At 72.1% G+C, this 19707-nt stretch carries 14 protein-coding genes and 2 pseudogenes; 11 read left to right on the top strand and 5 right to left on the bottom strand.

The annotated features are described in order from the left end of the window. Window positions 1-4 precede the first annotated feature (4 nt). The 4 genes from BMX65_RS24090 to ureA all read right to left on the bottom strand — a co-directional run bounded on the left by BMX65_RS24090 (window position 5) and on the right by ureA (window position 4532). Complete coding sequence (locus tag BMX65_RS24090) at window positions 5-643, bottom strand: TetR/AcrR family transcriptional regulator (RefSeq protein ID WP_075002462.1); 639 nt, start codon at window positions 641-643, stop codon at window positions 5-7. Between the two features lie 155 nt (window positions 644-798). Then, on the bottom strand, window positions 799-1836 hold the full coding sequence (locus BMX65_RS24095) for an agmatine deiminase family protein (RefSeq protein WP_075002463.1): 1038 nt from the start codon (window positions 1834-1836) through the stop codon (window positions 799-801). Window positions 1837-2001: 165 nt separating this feature from the next. Then, on the bottom strand, window positions 2002-3729 hold the full coding sequence (locus tag BMX65_RS24100) for an urease subunit alpha (protein WP_075002464.1): 1728 nt from the start codon (window positions 3727-3729) through the stop codon (window positions 2002-2004). Continuing rightward, window positions 3726-4532 carry an urease subunit gamma gene (gene ureA / locus BMX65_RS24105; protein WP_075002465.1) on the bottom strand — a complete coding sequence of 269 codons (807 nt, stop codon included), beginning with the start codon at window positions 4530-4532 and terminating at the stop codon, window positions 3726-3728. The genes BMX65_RS24100 and ureA overlap by 4 nt, the downstream gene beginning before the upstream one ends. A 185-nt stretch (window positions 4533-4717) precedes the next feature. Here ureA and BMX65_RS24110 point away from each other — a divergent pair, with 185 nt between their 5' ends. The 3 genes from BMX65_RS24110 to BMX65_RS24120 all read left to right on the top strand — a co-directional run bounded on the left by BMX65_RS24110 (window position 4718) and on the right by BMX65_RS24120 (window position 8377). Further along, a complete protein-coding gene (locus BMX65_RS24110; protein WP_075002466.1) occupies window positions 4718-6187 on the top strand; it encodes a cytosine permease in 1470 nt (489 codons plus the stop codon). A gap of 238 nt (window positions 6188-6425) precedes the next feature. After that, complete coding sequence (locus BMX65_RS24115; RefSeq protein WP_107437563.1) at window positions 6426-8048, top strand: acyl-CoA carboxylase subunit beta; 1623 nt, start codon at window positions 6426-6428, stop codon at window positions 8046-8048. 74 nt (window positions 8049-8122) lie between these two features. Next, window positions 8123-8377, top strand: coding sequence for an acyl-CoA carboxylase epsilon subunit (locus BMX65_RS24120; RefSeq protein ID WP_075002582.1), 255 nt, complete (start codon window positions 8123-8125; stop codon window positions 8375-8377). 118 nt (window positions 8378-8495) lie between these two features. On the opposite strand, the gene BMX65_RS24125 is transcribed toward BMX65_RS24120, so the two are convergent. Beyond that, the gene (locus tag BMX65_RS24125; RefSeq protein WP_075002467.1) at window positions 8496-8702 is read right to left on the bottom strand and encodes a hypothetical protein; all 207 of its coding nucleotides are present in this window, start codon (window positions 8700-8702) and stop codon (window positions 8496-8498) included. 574 nt (window positions 8703-9276) lie between these two features. On the opposite strand from BMX65_RS24125, the gene BMX65_RS24130 reads away from it, so the two are divergent. The 8 genes and pseudogenes from BMX65_RS24130 to BMX65_RS34345 all read left to right on the top strand — a co-directional run. After that, entirely contained in the window at window positions 9277-13266 is a 3990-nt protein-coding gene (locus BMX65_RS24130) for a sensor histidine kinase (protein ID WP_075002468.1), read from the top strand. 9 nt (window positions 13267-13275) lie between these two features. Next, a complete protein-coding gene (locus tag BMX65_RS24135; RefSeq protein ID WP_026004490.1) occupies window positions 13276-13689 on the top strand; it encodes a roadblock/LC7 domain-containing protein in 414 nt (137 codons plus the stop codon). 67 nt (window positions 13690-13756) lie between these two features. Beyond that, window positions 13757-14170 (top strand): DUF742 domain-containing protein, encoded by a 414-nt coding sequence (locus BMX65_RS24140; protein ID WP_075002469.1) that lies wholly within the window; start codon window positions 13757-13759, stop codon window positions 14168-14170. A 115-nt stretch (window positions 14171-14285) separates the two neighbouring features. After that, a pseudogene (locus tag BMX65_RS24145) lies at window positions 14286-14762 on the top strand (GTP-binding protein); the annotation flags it as partial. A 365-nt stretch (window positions 14763-15127) separates the two neighbouring features. Continuing rightward, window positions 15128-18340: a sensor histidine kinase gene (locus tag BMX65_RS24150; protein WP_239502223.1), complete on the top strand. Its 3213-nt coding sequence runs from the start codon at window positions 15128-15130 to the stop codon at window positions 18338-18340. Between the two features lie 10 nt (window positions 18341-18350). Further along, window positions 18351-18764: a roadblock/LC7 domain-containing protein gene (locus BMX65_RS24155; RefSeq protein WP_069993489.1), complete on the top strand. Its 414-nt coding sequence runs from the start codon at window positions 18351-18353 to the stop codon at window positions 18762-18764. A 94-nt stretch (window positions 18765-18858) separates the two neighbouring features. Beyond that, a complete protein-coding gene (locus tag BMX65_RS24160; protein ID WP_075002471.1) occupies window positions 18859-19581 on the top strand; it encodes a DUF742 domain-containing protein in 723 nt (240 codons plus the stop codon). Continuing rightward, window positions 19562-19707: pseudogene (locus BMX65_RS34345) on the top strand (ATP-binding protein); the annotation flags it as partial. The gene BMX65_RS24160 and the pseudogene BMX65_RS34345, both read left to right, overlap by 20 nt.

A 19707-nucleotide genomic window follows, 5' to 3' on the forward strand; every position in this document is an offset into this window, starting at 1 on the left:
CCGGTCAGCCGGCCGCAGGGGACAGGGACTGGTCGAAGTGGTCGCGGACGTGGCCCAGGACCAGCTCCCGGTCCACCCCCGGCAGGCCCACCACCAGATGGGTGCCGAAGCCGTCCAGGAGGGCCCGGGTGCGGGTGGCGAAGCGGTCCGCGTCGACCGCGGCGAACTCGCCCCGGCCCGCGCCCTCCACCAGCAGCGCCACCAGGTCCCGATGCCAGCTCAGCTCCAGTTCGAGCTGGCGGGCGCGCATCTCGTCGTCGCCCGACTGGGATCTGTTCCACACCTCCAGCCACAGCGCCCAGTGCGGATCGCGGTGGCCCTCCGGCAGATAGAGCGCCACCAGCGCGTCCAGCCGCTCACGCGCGGGCACCCGGCGGGCGAGAGCGGCCCGCCGCGCCGAGCCGAGCTGCTCCTCGCTCCACTGCAGGGTCTGCAGCAGCAACTCGTCCTTGGTCTTGAAGTAGTAGACGAGATGGCCGCTGCTCATGCCGACCTCGCGGCCGAGCGCGGCCATCGTCAGCCGGTCCAGGCCGCGTTCGGCGATCATCTCCATGGCGGTGGCCAGGAGCTGCTCCCGGGGCTGGGCAGCCCGCCGCCTGCCCCCGTCGGGGCGCTCGCGGTTGCCTCCGGTCCGTGCGACCACCGCCGTGCTCCTCCCTCGGCCGGTGCGCCCGGCGGCGCCGGCCGGCGCCGCGGCGCCCTCGGCTGCCGACCGTTCAGCCTAACCGGGTCCGCTCGTGCCGGTGCCGGTGCCGGTGCCGGTGCCGGTGCCGGGGCCTCCGCCGCCGCGCGGCCGGCTCAGACCCGCGGCTGCTGCTGGGTGATGCAGTGGACGCCGCCCCCCGCGGCGAAGACGGTGCGCGCGTCCACCAGCGTGACCGTGCGCCGCGGGAACAGGCGGCGGAAGATCCCGGCGGCGTGCTCGTCGCGCGGATCGCCGAACCCGCACAGCACCACCCCGCCGTTGCACAGGTAGTGGTTGACGTAGCTGTAGTCGACCGGTTCGCCGTCCGCCGTGTGCGTCACCGTCGGCGCGGGCAGCTCGACGACCTCCAGCCGCCTGCCCCGCGCGTCGGTGGCCGACCGCAGCAGCTTGACCGTCTCGGCGCACAGCTCGTGGTCGGGGTGCGCCGGATCCGGCTGGGTGTGGGCCACCACCACGCCCGGCGCGGCGAACGCGGCCACCAGATCGACATGCCCGCGGGTGCCGTAGGTGCCGTAGTCGGCGGTCAGTCCGCGGGGCAGCCAGACCGCCTTGCGGGTGCCCAGCCGCGCGTGCACCTCCGCCTCGACCTCCTCGTGCGTCCAGCCCGGATTGCGCTCGGGGCCCAGCTGCACGGTCTCGGTGAGCAGGACCGTCCCCTCGCCGTCCACGTGGATGCCGCCGCCCTCGTTCACCAGTCGCGAGGTGTGCACCGCGGCGCCCGCGCGTCCGGCCACGGCCGCGCCGATCTGCGCGTCCCGCTCCCACCGGGCCCACGACTGGGCGCCCCAGCCGTTGAACGTCCAGTCCACGGCGGCCAGCCGGCCGCCCTGGGTGACGAACGTCGGCCCGATGTCCCGCATCCACGCGTCGTCCAGCGGCTCGGCGACCACCTCGATGTCCGGGCCGAGCTGCTGCCGGGCCGCTGTCGCGTCGGCGGGCGAGGCGACCATCGTGACCGGCTCGAAGCGGCGCACGGCGCGGGCCACCGACGCCCAGGCGGCGCGTGCCCCGGCCAGCACCGCCGCGTCCTCGAAGGTCGGGTTGGCGCCCGGCCAGGCCATCCAGGTGCGCTCGTGCGGCGCCCACTCGGGCGGCATGACAGGGGCGGCGGCGGACGTGGGGGTGCTCATGGAGGCAGCTTCCTTGCGGTGGTCGGCGGTCGGTCGTGCCGCGGGTGCGGCCGAGCGGCGGGTCGGAAGGCGGTCGGTCGTGCCGCGGGTGCGGCCGCGAAGCGGTCGGAAGGCGGTCGGGACAAGGAGCGGACGGAGGTTCGGGGGAGGCACGCGGCGGGAGGGTCAGAGGAAGTAGAGGCGGTTGAGCGAGACCCGCTCGGCCGGGTCGGAGCGCAGCGGCTCACCGTCCAGCGTCACCAGTCCGCTGTGCTGGTCGACCTCGACCGAGCCCAGCCGCGCGTTGTGCACCAGGTCCGCCGGACCGATCCCGCGGGTGCCCCGCACGGCGACCCGGCGGCGGCGGGTCGGCAGGGTGTCCGCGCCGCGGTCGGCCGCGGCGGCGGAGACGAAGGCGACGGACAGCTCGGCGGGTGCCGCGCCGTGTGCCCCGAACAGCGGTCCCAGCACCAGCGGTTCGCTGGTGTCGGTCGCCGCGTTGGGGTCGCCGGTGACACCCCAGGCGGGGAAGCCGGATTTGAGGACGAGCTGCGGCTTGGCGCCGAAGTAGGCGGGGTGCCACAGCACGATGTCGGCCATCTTGCCCGGCTCCAGCGAGCCGATCTCGTGCGCCAGGCCGTGCGCCAGGGCCGGATTGAGGGTCAGCTTGGCGATGTAGCGCAGCACGCGCGCGTTGTCGTCGGCGTCACCGGTGGCGGTGCCGCGGTCCCCGGCGCCCAGCAGCGCCGTGCCGTCCTCCAGCGGTCCGCGTTCCGCCTTGAGCTTGGCCGCCATCTGGAAGGTGCGCCGCACGGTCTCGCCCGCGCGGCCCATGCCCTGCGCGTCGGAGGAGGTGATGCCGATGGCGCCCAGGTCGTGCAGGACGTCCTCGGCGCCCATGGTGCCCGCGCGGATCCGGTCGCGGGCCATGGCCGCGTCGCCGGGCAGGTCCGTCTTCAGGTCGTGCACCGAGACGATCATGCCGTAGTGCTCGGCGACCGCGTCCCGGCCGAAGGGCAGCGTGGGATTGGTCGAGGAGCCGATGACGTTGGGCACGCCCGCCATCCGCAGCACGTTCGGGACGTGGCCGCCGCCGCAGCCCTCGATGTGGAAGGCGTGGACGGTGCGCCCCTCCAGCACGGCGAGGGTGTCCTCGACGGCCAGCGCCTCGTTCAGCCCGTCGCTGTGCAGCGCGACCTGGACGTCGTACTCCTCGGCGACCCGCAGCGCGGTGTCCAGCGCCCGGTGGTGCGCACCCATGTCCTCGTGCACCTTGAAGCCGCAGGCGCCGCCCTCGGCCAGCGCCTCCACCAGCGGTGCGGGATGCGAGGAGGAGCCGCGGCCCAGGAAGCCGATGTTCACCGGCCAGGCGTCGAACGCGGAGAAGGCGTGCCGCAGTGCCCAGGGCGAGTTGACCCCCACACCCCACACCGGGCCGAACTCCTGGCCGATGACGGTCGTGGTGCCGGAGGACAGGGACGCCTCCATGATGCGCGGGGAGAGCAGGTGGACATGGGTGTCCACGGCACCCGCCGTGGCGATCATCCCCTCGCCGGAGACGATCGAGGTGCCGGTGCCCACGACGACGTCCACACCGTCGACGGTGTCCGGGTTGCCCGCCCGCCCGATCGCGTGGATCCGGCCTTCCCGGATCCCGATGGACACCTTGCGGATGCCCTGCACGGCGTCGATCACCAGCACGTTGCTGATCACGACGTCGCAGGTCTCGCGGACGGCGGCCGCCTTGAGATGCAGCCCGTCCCGGGCCGTCTTGCCGAACCCGGCCAGGAACTCGTCCCCCGGCTGCTGGGAGTCGGACTCGACACGGACGACGAGTCCGGTGTCGCCCAGCCGCACCCGGTCGCCCTTCCGCGGTCCGTGCACCGCCGCGTACTCGCGTGCGTCCCGGCTCATGCCTCTCCCTCCTCGCGGCGCGCGGCCGGCTCAGCAGCGCCCAGATATCCGCAGGCCGCCGCGCGCCGCAGCGCCTCCGCACGGGCCCCGGGCGCGTCCAGCGGACCGTCCACCAGACCGGCGAAACCGATGGCGATCCGGTCGCCGCCGAGCGGCACCAGCTCCACCGTGCGCGTGCCGCCCGGATCGAAGCGCACCGAGGAGCCGGCCGGTACCGCGAGCCGCATGCCGTAGGCGGCGGCACGGTCGAACTCCAGCCGCGGGTTGGCTTCGAAGAAGTGGAAGTGCGAGGTCACGCTGACCGGCACCGCCGCGGTGTTGCGCACGGTCAGCGACAGCGCGGCCGGTCGCGGTGCGTAGGCCGCGTCGGTGCCCTCGTCCGGCCCGGCGGGCAGCACGGCGCCGGGGCCCGCGTGCGCGTCCGCTCCGTCCGGGTCCCCGGCGCCGTATCCGCCGGTACCACCTGGCCCGGCGGCACCGGCGGCACCGGTGGTGCCGGGGGAGCGGAGCGGGTGGGGGAGCACGGCGAGCCGGGAGCCGTCCTCGAAGACGGCCTCCACCTGGATCTCGGTCAGCACGTCGGCCACTCCGGGCAGCACGTCCTCGGGGTCCAGCGCGGCGCGTCCGGCCGCGACGGCCTCGGCGAGCCGGAGCCCGTCGCGGGCCGCCTCGCAGACGGTGTCGGCGATCAGCGCCGTGGCCTCCGGCACGTTCAGCCGCAGCCCCCGGGCCCGCCGGGCCCGTGCCAGCTCGGCCGTGCCGAAGATCAGCAGGCGGTCTCGTTCGGTCGGACCCAGCCGCACGCTCTCCCCACCTTCCGGTCGTGGTGCATGACGCCGGTCGTGGTGCATGACGTCACGTGTGGGAAGCCAGCATTTAGAGCAACACTCAAATAGTCAAGTCTCGGCATCGACCATTGACCGCACGGCTAGGGATGCATCAGATTGAGCGCTGCTCAAACCAATGCCAGGACCCTCCAGGGAGCACCATGCAGATCGAGCAGCACGGCGTCGATGTCATCCCCGAAGCGGAACGCACCAGCAGTCCCCGCGACATCGTGAGCTTCCTCATCGGATCGAACCTGGCGCTCGGCGTCGTCATCTTCGGCTGGCTGCCGGTCTCCTTCGGGCTCGGCTTCTGGCCCGCCGTCACCTCGCTGGTGGCCGGAACCCTGGTCGGCACGGTGCTGGTCGCCCCGCTCGCGCTGGTCTCGCTGCGCACCGCCACCAACCTCTCGACCAGCAGCGGTGCCCAGTTCGGAGTGCGCGGCAGACTGCTGGGCTCCGCGATCGGGCTGCTGCTCTCGCTCGGCTACACGGCGCTCACCCTGTGGGTCGGCGGCGACGCGATGGTCGGCTCGCTCGCCCGGCTCTTCGGCCTCCCCGACTCCGCGGCCGGATACGCGCTCGTCTACGCCGTGCTGGCCGTGTGCACCGCCGGGTGCGCCGTCTACGGCTACAAGCTGCTGCTGCGGCTGAGCCGCGTCCTCGCTCTCGGCATGACCGCGCTGCTGGTCGTCGGAGCGTTCGCCTACGCGCCGCACTTCACCACCCAGGCGCCCGCCGGGACCTCCTACCTGCTCGGCGACTTCTGGACGACCTGGCTGCTGTCGGTCGTGGCGGCCGGACTCAGCGGCCCCATCGCCTTCATCACGCTGCTGGGCGACTACACCCGCTACATGTCACCGGCCCGGCACTCCTCCCGTCGGATCTACCTCACCACCTGCGTCGGACTGGTCGCCGGACTGCTGATCCCCCAGCTCTTCGGCACCTTCACCGCGGTCGCCGTCGGTGCGGCCACCGACTACGCGGGGCCGCTCGTGCGGGAGGCGCCGTTCTGGTTCCTGGTGCCGCTGCTGCTCGCGGCCTCGTTCGGCTCGGTCGGCAACGCGGGGCTGATGCTCTACTCGATGGGGCTCGACCTGGACGCCATCGTCCCGCGCACCACCCGCACCCGGGCCACCTGCACCGTGGCGGCCCTGGCGACCGCCCTCGTCTTCCTCGGTCACTTCGTGTGGGACGCGCAGGACGCGATGACCTCGTTCGTGCTGCTGCTGACCGCCGTGGGGACCCCCTGGGCGGTGATCGTCCTGATCGGGCACGCGCGCTGCCGGGGAAGCTACGACGCGGAGGCACTGCAGGTCCTCAACCGGCGCTCGGTGGGCGGCCGCTACTGGTACACCGCGGGCTGGCACCTCCGTGCCACGCTGGCCTGGGCCGTCGGTTCCGCCGTCGGACTGCTGGCCGTCGACACACCCCTGTACACCGGCCCGCTCGTCCCGCACCTGGGCGGGTTCGACCTCAGCTTCCTCCTCTCGGCCGCCGTCTCGGCCTCGGCGTTCCTCCTCCTGGCGGGGGGCCGGGCGGCGGCCGGCCCCGGCGGCGCCCCCGGCGGGCCGCCCGCGGCCCGGTCGGCAGCGCGCGACCGGGGACCGGAAGTGGCCGTTCCGCGGCCCTGACCCCGCCGCGTCGGGCGCGCCGCCGGGCCGCGCGGAGCGCCCGACGTCCCCGGTAAAGTGCAGAACCGCCGGTCGGAGGCTGTGGGGACTCCACAGCCCGCCGCGCCGGGCATGGGAGAGTTCCCTGCTCACCGGCCGCGCCCCGGCAAGGTTCTGTCCAGCGCTGCCATGAAAAAGCCACGGAGACTGTACGAATCTGACGACGGTGATCGGCGTCTTGGTTTCGTAGGGTCTATACATGACCGATCTGTCCCAGCCGTCGCCCCAGGCCGAGCAGGCCCCGCCCGGTTCGCCCGGTTCCGTTCCGGCGCAGGACACGCGCGGCCGTGTCGCCGAACTGCACGCGATCCGTGCGCAGGCGTACCGAGGCCCCAGCGAGCGGGCGACCGAGGCCCAGCACGCGAAAGGCAAGCTGACCGCCCGCGAGCGGATCGAACTGCTCCTGGACGAGGGCAGCTTCCGCGAGATCGAGCCACTGCGCCGGCACCGCGCCTCCGGCTTCGGCCTGGAGGAGAAGAAGCCCTACACCGACGGTGTGATCACCGGCTGGGGCACCGTGCACGGCCGGACCGTCTTCGTCTACGCGCACGACTTCCGGATCTTCGGCGGCGCGCTGGGCGAGGCCCACGCCACCAAGATCCACAAGCTGATGGACAAGGCCATCGCGGCAGGTGCCCCGCTGGTCTCCCTCAACGACGGCGCCGGGGCCCGCATCCAGGAGGGTGTCGCGGCGCTGGCCGGCTACGGCGGCATCTTCCAGCGCAACACCAAGGCGTCCGGGGTCATCCCGCAGATCAGCGTGATGCTCGGTCCGTGCGCGGGCGGCGCGGCCTACAGCCCGGCGCTGACCGACTTCGTCTTCATGGTCCGGGACACCTCGCAGATGTTCATCACCGGGCCCGACGTGGTGCAGGCGGTGACCGGGGCCGAGGTGAGCCAGGACGGCCTGGGCGGCGCCGACGTGCACGCGGCGACCTCCGGCGTGGCGCACTTCGCCTACGACGACGAGGAGACCTGCCTGGAGGAGGTGCGCTACCTCCTCTCGCTGCTGCCGCAGAACAACCGCGAGAACCCGCCCGCCGAGCCCACGGACGACCCCGCCGACCGGCGCGGTGAAGCCCTGCTGGACCTGGTCCCCGCCGACGGCAACCGTCCGTACGACATGCGCAAGGTGATCGAGGAGCTCGTCGACGACGGCGACTTCCTGGAGGTCCACGAGCGCTGGGCGACCAACATCATCTGCACCCTGGCGCGGATGGACGGCGAGGTCGTCGGCATCGTGGCCAACCAGCCGCAGTCGCTCGCCGGGGTGCTGGACATCGAGGCCAGCGAGAAGGCGGCCCGCTTCGTGCAGATGTGCGACGCCTTCAACATCCCGATCCTCACCCTGCTGGACGTCCCCGGCTTCCTCCCCGGCGTCGACCAGGAGCACGGCGGCATCATCCGGCACGGCGCCAAGCTGCTCTACGCCTACTGCAACGCCACCGTGCCGCGCATCTCCGTCGTCCTGCGCAAGGCGTACGGCGGGGCCTACATCGTGATGGACAGCCAGTCCATCGGTGCGGACCTGACGTTCGCCTGGCCGACCAACGAGATCGCGGTGATGGGCGCCGAGGGCGCCGCCAACGTCATCTTCCGCAAGCAGATCGCCGCGGCCGACGACCCCGAGGCCATGCGCACCCGCATGGTCAAGGAGTACAAGGCCGAGCTGATGCACCCCTACTACGCCGCCGAGCGCGGCCTGGTGGACGACGTCATCGATCCGGTCGAGACCCGCGAGGTCCTCGTGCGGTCCCTGGCGATGCTGCGCAGCAAGCACGCAGACCTGCCGTCGCGCAAGCACGGCAACCCCCCGCAGTGACACCGCGGGCGCCGGTGCACACCGCCGCAGCGCCCCGGAAACCGCACAGCAACCCGGCAGCGATGGGAGCACAGATGAACGAGAACCCGAAGGAGCCTGGCAGTACGGGTCAGCTGACCGCCGAGGCGAGCAGCGTCGTGCGCGTGGAGAAGGGGCGGGCCAACGCGGAGGAACTGGCCGCGGTCACCGCGTTGCTGCTCGCCCGCGCCGCCTCGACCCGCGCCGGGGAGCCGCAGCCCGCGGCCCGCCGCGGCCGCCCGAGCAAGGCGGGATGGCGCCGGCTGGAGCGCCAGCACGGCTTCCGCGCCCCGCACAGCTGGCAGGGCTAGCCACCGCTCCGCGCGCTGCTCCGCGAGAAGCGGCCGCACACGGGCACGACGAAGGCGCGTGCCGGAATCCCGGGACAGGATTCCGGCACGCGCCTTCGTGCGTGCGCAGGGCGGCGGGTCAACCCGCCGGCGCGTCCACCAGAGTGGTGCGGCGGGGATTGGCGGTCCGCTCCGGCAGCGTGGTGGCTGCCTCCGGGGAGTCGGCGAGTCCGCTCACCGAGCCGTCCAGGGTGCCGGCGTCGCCGACGGGGTCGGCGTCCTTCAGGTGTGCCAGGGTGGTGCGCCGCGGGTTCGCTATGTTCCGCATGGTCGCTGTGGACTTCACTGGGGCCCTTACCTCGCTCGGCTCGCTGTGCTTGTCATTCCAACGTGGTATGTAAACGCCGAGGGTAGGCCCGCCATTCCCCTCAGGAACGTGATCTAGGCAACGTCTGGCCTGTGAGTTTCCTCACGAACCCGTTACCAAAACCGACATAAGTAGTCGTTGAATCCGGATGCGTAATCGGACACAGGTGGGCCAAGGGGGCAATGTGTCCGTGGAGCCGAACGTACGGGCCTGGCGCACCCGCACCGGGGCGCGCAGGTCCAATCCATGGAAACCTGGCATTTCGCAGCGCGAATATCACCTTCCGTGCATCGCCGAACGCGCGCGGTAATCGACACTCAAGGGTTATCCACAGACCTTGTTGGAGATCCTGCACTGTGCTGGAATTCCACGGACCGCCGTAGGACGAAACAGACCGGAGCGCGTCGGGCGCACACGCAAGCGGCGCCGCGCGACGGTGATGAGGGGACGCGCCGGTCATCACGACCGCCATGGGGGCCTCGGACCCCCACGACTCGATACCGTCCCGCCCGTCGCGAGCGGGGGGACGCCTGGTCCAGAGGTTGCGACGCTAGTGCAGGGACGTTTCAAGAGGGATGGCAGCGCTGAGGGAGCCCCGGAGGCGCACGGCTCGGCCGACCACGGGTCCCGGACGCAGCGCGCCGAGGACGGCGGGTCCACGGGCGGTGAGCAGGGCGCGCCCGCCGGCGGGCAGGTGAGCACTGTCAAGGGAGCCGGGAAGGCCGGGAAGGCCGGGAAAAAGGAGAAGGCCGGCAAGGCGGCCAAGGGCGGCAAGCCGGCCGACGGCGACGCCGGGAACGTCGGAAGCGCCGAGAACGCCGAGAACCGGACCCAGGGCCCCGTCGAGGGCGGTCCCGACCTCGGCCCCCGGGTCGCCCTGCGCAACTGGCGCATCAGCACCCGCCTGGTCTCCCTCCTCGCGCTCCCCGTCATCGCCGCCACCACGCTCGGCGGGATGCGGATCTCCAGCTCGCTGCAGAACGTCGACCAGCTCGACAACATGAAGCTCCTCACCGAGATGACGGAGCAGGCCACCAACCTGGCGGCGAAGCTCCAGGACGAGCGGGACAAGTCCGCCGGCCCGCTGGTGAGCACCGGTGACGAGAAGGACGACAATGTCGTCGCCCCCCGCGAGCAGACCGACAAGGCGTTCCGCTCCTTCCAGAAGGCCACTGCCGACATCGACGGCGGCGACGAGGCGATGGCGGGCATCCAGTCCACCGTCCTGGACATCGTCCGCCAGCTCCAGGCGATCAACACGATCCGCGAACGCGCCTACGAGAACCCCGACAACGTCTCCCAGACGGTCAACGCCTACAACCAGGTGATCGACTCGCTGCTCTCCCTCTCGCAGGACATGGCGCAGGCGACGAGCAACTCGGAGATGATCCGCAGCACCCGCGCGCTGGCCGCCTTCTCCAGCGCCAAGGAGTACGCCTCCATGCAGCGCGCGATCATCTCCGCCGGGCTGGCCCACCAGCCCAGCCCCAAGCTCTCCGAGAACGACCGGCTCTACGCCCGCACCGCGACCGACAGTGAGGACGCCGAGCTGGACAGCTTCGGCAAGGTCTACGGCGACAAGGCCGCCGACACCCTCCTCAAGCCGATCAGCGGCGGCGACGTCAACGTCCGGCTGGCCGACAACTACCGCGACCGGATGCTGCACAGCCCGGATGCGATCAGGAAGCAGAAGCGCACCTACGTCGACTGGATGGACCAGGACGCTTCCAAGATCGTCAGCATGGAGAAGATCGAGCGCACGCTGCTGGAGAAGATGGAGCAGCAGGCGCGCGAGCTGCGCTCCGAAGCCCAGCGCGAGGCGTTCATCAGCGGTGCGCTCATCCTGCTCGTGCTGGGCATCTCGCTGGTCGGCGCGTTCGTCGTCGCCCGCTCCATGGTCCGCTCGCTGCGCCGTCTCCAGGACACCGCCCAGGACGTGGCCCGCAAGCGGCTGCCCGAGCTGGTCAAGCAGATGTCCGAGGCCGAGCCGCAGGACGTGGACACCTCCGTCGAGTCGGTCGGCGTGCACAGCCGGGACGAGATCGGCAAGGTGGCCGCGGCCTTCGACGACGTCCACCGGGAGGCCGTCCGCCTCGCCGGTGAGCAGGCGCTGCTGCGGGGGAACGTCAACGCGATGTTCACCAACCTCTCGCGGCGCAGCCAGAGCCTGATCCAGCGTCAGCTCTCGCTCATCTCCGAACTGGAGTCCCGCGAGGCCGACCCGGACCAGCTCTCCTCGCTCTTCAAGCTCGACCACCTCGCCACCCGCATGCGGCGCAACGGCGAGAACCTGCTGGTGCTCGCCGGTGAGGAGCCGGGCCGCCGCTGGACCCGCCCCGTGCCGCTGGTCGACGTGCTCCGCGCCGCCGCCTCCGAGGTGGAGCAGTACGAACGCATCGAGCTGAACGCGGTGCCCGCGACCGAGGTCGCCGGCCGGGTCGTCAACGACCTCGTCCACCTGCTCGCCGAACTGCTGGAGAACGCCACCTCGTTCTCCTCCCCGCAGACCAAGGTCAAGGTCACCGGGCACGCACTGCCCGACGGCCGCGTCCTCGTCGAGATCCACGACACCGGTATCGGGCTGTCGCCCGAGGACCTGTCCGCGATCAACGAGCGGCTGGCCAACCCGCCGACGGTGGACGTCTCCGTCTCCCGCCGGATGGGTCTGTTCGTGGTCGGCCGGCTGTCCCTGCGGCACGGCATCCGCATCCAGCTCCGGCCCTCCGACTCCGGGGGCACGACCGCGCTGGTCATGCTCCCCGTCGACGTCGCGCAGGGCGGCGGCCAGGGCACCAAGGGCCGCCCGGGGGCCGGCACGCCCGGCGGTCAGGGAGGCCCCCCGCCCCCGCAGACCCGGGGCGGCAGCAAGGGCGGCAACCTCGCGGCGGCGCTCCAGCGCGGCCCGCAGAGCGGTGCCTCCGGTGGCCCGGGTGCTCCCGGCCTCGGCCAGGGCCCCGGCCCGGCCATCGGCGCCGGTGAACCCGCGCGGATGGACGCACTGCCGCCGCGCGGCCAGGACACCGGTGGTGCCCGGCCCGCGCTGCCGGCCCGGGACGCCAACCGCCCCCAGCCCGGCTCCGGTGGCAGCGCCGTCGACTTCTTCGGTGCGCCGCCCGACGCGGCCCGCCCCGGACAGGCCCCGGGCGGCCCGGACAGCGGCGCCGCCCCGTCCGCACCCCGGCGCGACCAGGGCGGCCCTGCCGCCGCGCTCCCCGGCGGTCCCGCGGGTCCGCCCGCGCAGGGTCCGGGTACCGGGCAGTTCGCGTTGCCGCAGTCGGGTGGTCCCGTCGACACGGGTGGGTTCGCGCGTCCGGGCGGTCCGCAGGACGGTCCGGGGAGCACGAGCGAGATTCCGCGGATCACCCCGGACGGTCCTGCCGACACCGGTCAGTTCCCGCACCCCGGCGGCCCCCAGGCAGGACCGGGCAGCACGGGGCAGTTCCCGCAGGTCGGCCACGGCGGTCCCGCCGGTCCCGGCCAGTCCCCGCAGTCGCCCTCCGCGCAGGGCCCGGGCACCGGGCAGTTCGCGTTGCCGCAGTCGGGTGGTCCCGTCGACACGGGTGGGTTCGCGCGTCCGGGCGGTCCGCAGGACGGTCCGGGGAGCACGAGCGAGATTCCGCGGATCACCCCGGACGGTCCCGCCGGCACCGGTCAGTTCCCGCAGCCCGGCAGCCCCGACGGCCCCGGGCACACCGGCCAGTTCGCCCGCCCCCAGGCCGGCGGCGGCCCCGGTGGTCCGGCCGCGTTCCCGCAGGCGCCCTTCGGGGACGCCCCGGGCGAGCGCCCCTCGGACGGCGAGCAGAGCCGCCCGAGTTGGGCCCGGCCCGAACAGGGCCCCGGTGACGAGGACACTCCGCGCGGCCACGACGAGCCCGAGGGCACCGGCGAGTACGCCCGTCCGGGGTACCCCGGAGCCGCTCCGGGCGCGCCGGGCCAGGACATCCCCCACGGGCAGCCGGGAGCCGCACCCGGGGACGGCATACCCTCGGGCCCGCCGGCCCCCGCGGACGCTCCGACGCCGATCTTCGCGTCCATGGAGTCCAACTGGTTCCGCGGCCCCGGCCAGTCCGCGCCGCAGCAGCCGATGCCCCAGCAGTCGCCCGGCACCGGCCCGGAGCGCGGCGGCACCGGGCAGTGGCCTGCCCAGCCGCAGGGCCCCGAGCAGTCCGCCCCGGCGCAGTCCTCGCTGCCCCAGAGCCAGGCCGCCCCGGGCGTACCCGGTGCTGCGGGCCAGGGGAGCGCGACCGTCGACGAGAGCTGGGGCGCCTCACCCAACGACGAGCGCTGGCGGCGCGCCGAACAGCTCCGCCAGCCTGCAGCCGGCGGGGTCACCACCTCGGGTCTGCCGCGTCGGGTGCCCCGCGCCAACCTGGTCGCGGGCACCGCACAGCAGCAGTCCTCCGCACAGGCCGGCCCCCAGGTCTCCCGCGCGCCGGACGATGTGCGCGGTCGGCTGACCAATCTCCGCCGCGGTATCCAGCAGGGCCGACAGGCCGGCACGGACCCCCGTGGCGCAGGTCCCACCTATCAGCAGGAGCGTTAGTTGAGTCCGATGAGCCAGGCTGCGCAGAATCTGAACTGGTTGATCACCAACTTCGTGGAGAACACCCCAGGGGTGTCGCACACGGTGGTGGTCTCCGCCGACGGCCTGCTTCTGGCCATGTCGGAGGGCTTTCCGCGGGATCGTGCCGATCAGTTGGCGGCGGTCGCGTCGGGACTCACCTCGCTGACGGCAGGTGCCTCGCGCATCTTCGAGGGCGGCAGCGTCAATCAGACGGTTGTGGAGATGGAGAAGGGTTTCCTCTTCATCATGTCCATCTCCGACGGCTCTTCACTGGCCGTCCTCGCCCACCCGGAAGCGGACATCGGCCTCATCGGCTACGAGATGGCTCTCTTGGTGGACCGTGCTGGAAGCGTACTCACTCCAGACGTGCGCGCGGAACTCCAGGGAAGCATTCTCAACTGATCATCACGCTCCCCCCACCTGAGCACCACAGTCCGTTCGCCGACCCCATGCCTCGCTCGGAGGAGCCATGACCCCGCCGCCCGCTTCGCACGATCCGTACGGTGTGCACAACGCGCATGCGCCGTACGGAGGAGAGGGCGACCAGCCACTGGTGCGTCCGTACGCCATGACGGGCGGCCGTACCCGGCCGCGCTACCAGCTCGCCATCGAGGCGCTGGTGAGCAGCACCGCGGACCCGATGCAGCTGCAGGGGCTGCTCCCCGAGCACCAGCGGATCTGCCACCTGTGCCGGGAGGTCAAGTCGGTCGCGGAGATCTCCGCGCTGCTCGCCATCCCGCTGGGGGTGGCCCGCATTCTCGTCGCCGACCTCGCCGAGGCCGGGATGGTGGCCATCCACCAGCCCGGCAGCTCCTCGGACCCGGGCGGTGCTCCCGATGTGACGTTGCTGGAAAGGGTGCTCAGTGGACTTCGTAAGCTCTAGCCCGCAGATGGACCCCGCCGGGCGGCAGCCGGCCCCGCCGGTCGGGCCGATGGGTTCGATGGGACAGGCCGGCCAGCAGGGGTACGGGATGCCCGCCTCCGGGCGGAAAAAAGACATCTCGGAGATCAACCCGCTGCGCACCGAGGCCGTGATGACCTCTGCCTCGGCCGGTATCGACGACCTGACCCACACCGCGGACAAGACCACCACGACGGTGGCGATGGACTTCGGCCGGATCACCCTGGACGACGACCTGATCCTGTATTTGTTCGGTACGCCGGGTCAGGACCGGTTCTGGTTCATGTGGGACGACCTGGTGCGGGGTGCGATCGGTGCGGTGGTGCTGGTGGACACCCGCCGGCTGGCGGACTGTTTCCCGGCGGTGGACTACTTCGAGAACAGCGGGCTGCCGTTCGTGATCGCGCTCAACGGGTTCGACGGGCATCAGCCCTACGCACCCGAAGAGGTCCGCGAAGCCCTCCAGATCGGCCCCGACACCCCGATCATCACCACTGATGCGCGGCACCGAGCCGAGGCGAAGAGCGGGTTGATCACCCTGGTGGAGCACGCGCTGCTCGCCCGCCTCAAGTAGCGCGCCGCGCCCGCCCGATCGGGATGGGGCATCGTACGACCGGTGTCCCGGGGAGGCTGTGTTTTTCGCCATGCCCGGGAACCGTGACGGCCTCACGTTCATAACGTTTCGACAGAGAATTACGTCGGCGTGAACACGCCGGGCGCGCGGAGCGTCTCACTCTGCGTACGAATCCCGGGCCATTTGGCGCCGCACGGCCCCAATGCCCGTTTTTCCGCGGGCCGGAATCCTCGTTCCTCCTTGCCCTCCGTGATGCGCCAACTGTTTGGAGGGAGCGGTCGTGACGTGCTGGAATTCCCTGAACTCAGCAGTAGCGCAGGCGCAGGCTGTCAGGGGGCGCCGCGCACCGAGAGGTGAGAAGTCGAGTGAGGCGAACGACCAGGGGTACGTCGGGACCGGCACAGGGTTCCGCACGGCAGGGCACCGCGGAATCGCGGGGTAACTTCACCCCGCCGCAGCGTTCGGCCACGTCGCGCGGCCCGGATGCCTCGGCCTCCCAGCCGCCACCCGCCACCGGGAGCGGCAGCAGATGGCAGGCGCGGAACTGGCGCGTTCCCACCCGGCTGAACGCGATCCTGCTCATACCCGTGCTCGTGGCGCTCGTCTTCGGCGGCTTCAAGGTCGAATCCGACATCTCGGCCTGGCAGGACGCCAAGGAAGCCCAGCGTACGGCGGAACTGGTGGAGGCGGCGGCCAATTACGGCAACGCCCTCATCGACGAGCGGGACCGCACCGCCGAGCCGCTGCTGCGGGGGGACCGGGACGACCCCGCGGTCCGCAAGGCCCGCGCCGCGACCGACCGGGCCGCCGAGGAGTTCAAGAAGGCGGCCTCCCACCTCCCGGACAACCCGGGCCTCAAGCGCCGGCTCGCCGCGTTCGAGAAGGTGGAGCCGCGGCTGCCGGTGCTGCGCGAGTCCGCGTACTCCAAGGACATGAGCGGCGTGGAGACCGAAGAGGGCTACGTCACCATCCAGCACCCCCTGATGGAGTTCGCCAACGAACTGGGGCTGGGCACCGGCAACGTCACCTCCTTCGGCCGGACGGTCTACGCCATCTCGCTGGCCAAGGCCGCCGAGTCGCTGCAGCGCGGCCTGGGCACCCATCTGATGGTCAAGCCGGGTCCCACCCGCGCGGACAAGGAGGCCCAGCGGACCGCGCTGGCCTCGTACCGCTACCTGGAGCGCATCGCGCTGGGCGAGTACACCTCCGGTGGCCGTCCGGAGGACGTGAAGCTGCTCAAGCAGGAGTCCGCCAAGGCGGAGAAGGCGGGCCGCAGGCAGGTGGAGGCGGCGCGCGAGCATGCCGCGGCCAAGGGCGAGAAGTTCGTGGCCCCGCCCTCCATGGCCAAGATGGTCAAGGCCATCGGGTCCGGCGCCGGTCCGCGCGATCTGCGCGCCAAGGGCATCACCACCGAAAGCTATTTCGAAACCGCCACCGGCACCTTCGACGCCTATCGCGCGGTCGAGTCGAAGCTCACCCGCGACGCGGTCGCCGAGACCGAGGAGATCGCCTCCGACGCGCGTCGGAACGCGCTGGTGAACTCGGCGATCGTGCTGGTCGCGCTGCTGTTCGCGTTCATCATCGCCGGGCGGATGGCCCGCTCGATGAGCCAGAGCATGCGCACGCTGCGCACCGCGGCCTTCGACGTGGCCCAGCAGCGGCTGCCGATGCTGGTCGACCAGCTCTCGCGCACCGAACCCGGTCGCGTGGACACCCGCGTGCAGCCGATTCCGATCACCAGCCGTGACGAGATCGGCGAGGTGGCCCGCGCCTTCGACCAGGTGCACCGGGAGGCCGTGCGACTGGCCGCCGAGCAGGCGCTGCTGCGCGGCAACGTCAACGCGATCTTCACCAACCTCTCCCGCCGCAACCAGGGCCTCATCGAACGCCAGCTTGAGCTGGTGACGGAGATGGAGAACAGCGAGGCGGACCCGGACCAGCTCGAGAAGCTGTTCCGAATGGACCACCTGTCCACCCGCATGCGGCGCAACGGTGAGAACCTGCTGGTGCTCGCCGGCGAGGAACCCGGCCGCCGGTGGACGGAGCCGGTGCCGCTGGTGGACATCCTGCGTGCCGCCTCCTCCGAGGTGGAGCACTACGAACGCATCGAGATCAGCGGCATCCCGGAGACGGAGATCCACGGGCAGGTCGTCAACGACCTGGTCCACCTGCTCGCCGAGCTGCTGGAGAACGCCGCGTCGTTCTCCTCGCCGCAGAGCAAGGTGCGGGTGACCGCCACCCGGCTGCCGGACGGCCGGATGATGATCGAGATCCACGACAAGGGCATCGGCCTGACCGCCGAGGACTTCGCGGACCTCAACCACAAGCTGGCCAACCCGCCGACGGTCGACGCCGCCGTCTCCCAGCGCATGGGCCTGTTCGTGGTCGGCCGCCTCGCGGACCGGCACGGTATCCGCGTCCAGTTGCGCCCCTCCGGGGAGCAGGCGGGCACCACCTCGCTGGTGATGCTTCCCGACGCCATCACCCACGGCGGCGGCGGGGAGGAGAGCCCCGAGGAGGACTTCACCGTCTCCCGGATCGTCCCCGAGCATCCGCGCGGCCCGAACAGCGTGGAGGGCGCCCGCTCGGCCGCCGAGCTCGGCTTCGACGATTCGCGCTACGGCTCCGGGAACCAGCACCCGTCCCCGGGCGTGGACAACCGCCCCGGGCTTCCTGAGGAACGCCGGTCGGCCATCGAGGCACCGCGGCCGCAGCAGCCGCAGCAGCTGCAGCAGCCGCAGCAGCCGCAGCAGGACGTCTACCCGCCGCAGGGGCAGCCGCCCGGTGGCCACGGGCAGTACGACCCGTATCAGCAGCAGGGCGGCGCCCCGTACCGGACCGGGTACGAGCAGACCGGCGAGATCGCCGCTCAGCAGTACACCGGCGGCTATCCGGAGGCGTACGGCCAGGGCTATGCGCAGCCCTACGCGCCGCCCGCCACCGGGCGTCCCCAGGAGTCCGCCGACGGCGGCACCGGAGCCTACGGGGACCAGCAGCTTCCGCCTCAACAGGCAGGCCACAGCGGCCAGTACCTTCCCCACCAGTCAGAAGCGGAATCCGCACCTGGCGTTCCCCACGGGGATGTCGACCGTGTAGGTTTCGACCGTCCGGGTTCCCTCCCCGACAACTGGAGCACCACGACCGACGCGGGCCTCCCGCGCCGGGACGCGGGGCGGCAGCAGGACGGAGCGCCGGCGGCCCAGCAGCAGGCTCCCGCCCAAAGCTGGGAAGCTCCGGCCGAGGAGTCGGCCGGGCAGCCGTCGCAGGAGGAATCCGGAACCCACCGGTGGAGCGAGAACGACGAACGCTGGAGCAGGGCGGGCCAGTTGCGCGCCCCGCAGTCCGGCGGCGTCACCTCGTCCGGGCTGCCGCGCAGGGTGCCCAGGGCCAACCTGGTCGCGGGCGCGGCGGAGGAGAACTCGCAGGGTACTCCCGCGGTCTCCCGGGCGCCCGAGGACGTGCGCGGAAGACTGAGCAACCTGCACCGCGGCGTCCGCCAGGGACGTACCGCGGGTGACGGCAACCAGAATGACCGACAGGGCTTCGGCCCCGGAAGCACCTACGATCAGGAGCGTTAGTGTGAGCCCGATGAGCCAGGCGGCGCAGAACCTGAACTGGTTGATCACCAACTTCGTGGACAACACCCCCGGGGTGTCCCACACGGTGGTGGTCTCCGCCGACGGACTCCTGCTCGCGATGTCCGAGGGCTTCCCGCGCGATCGCGCCGACCAGTTGGCGGCGGTCGCATCGGGGCTCACCTCGCTGACCGCGGGCGCGTCCCGGATCTTCGAGGGCGGTGCGGTGAACCAGACGGTTGTGGAGATGGAGCGGGGTTTCCTGTTCATCATGTCCATCTCCGACGGTTCCTCGCTGGCCGTCCTCGCCCACCCCGAGGCCGACATCGGTCTGGTGGGGTACGAGATGGCGCTGCTGGTCGACCGCGCCGGAGGGGTCCTCACCCCGGATCTGCGAGCGGAACTGCAGGGCAGTCTTCTCAACTAGGGCACAACTGGCCCACGGCAGTGCGGAACGCCGCCGGGCGCCATAAGGTGCCGTGAGCGCAACGGTCGTATGTCCGTGAGTCGGAGGAGGAAACGTGGCAACGCCCCCAGGAGGTCCGTCGTCGTACGGCAGTGGTCGTTCCGATCAGCCGGAGGACGTCCGAGCGGCCGCGGCCCCGGGCGGGGACGCGCCCTTCCTCAACCGTTTCAACTTCCCCTCCGCGCCCAGTGAGTACGTCCAGCGACCGGCCGGCCAGCAGCAGCCGCCGCCCCAGGGCGGACAGCCGCCGCAGCACGGCCGGCCGCCGCAGCACGCGGGGCAGCCGCCGTACGGTGCGCAGCCCCCGCAGCGGCACCCGCAGCAGCAGGAACCGCAGCAGCAGAACCCGCAGACCCGCATCCAGCCCGTGCAGCCCGGACACGCGGACAGGACGGCCGGCACCCAGCGCGCCGCCGCCCAGCCCCCGCCGCCGCAGCAGCCGCTGGTGCGCCCCTACGCGATGACGGGGGGCCGGACCCGTCCCCGCTACCAGCTCGCCATCGAGGCGCTGGTGCACACCACGGCGGAGAACGCTCAGCTCCAGGGCCAGCTCCCGGAGCACCAGCGGATCTGCCGCCTGTGCTACGAGATCAAGTCGGTCGCCGAGATCTCAGCACTTCTGACCATTCCGCTCGGCGTCGCCCGGATCCTCGTCGCCGACCTGGCCGAGGCCGGACTCGTCGCCATCCACCAGCCGGGCGGTGACGAGACCACCGCCGACGGTCAACCAGACGTGACACTGCTCGAAAGGGTGCTCAGTGGACTTCGGAAGCTCTAGCGCCGGGCCCGTCGGGGGTACGACAGCCCGCTCGACGACCTCCGCGAAGATCGTGGTGGCCGGCGGTTTCGGCGTGGGCAAGACGACCTTCGTCGGTGCGGTCTCGGAGATCAACCCGCTGCGCAC

This window comes from Streptomyces qinglanensis, assembly GCF_900111245.1.
Lineage (GTDB): Bacteria > Actinomycetota > Actinomycetes > Streptomycetales > Streptomycetaceae > Streptomyces > Streptomyces qinglanensis.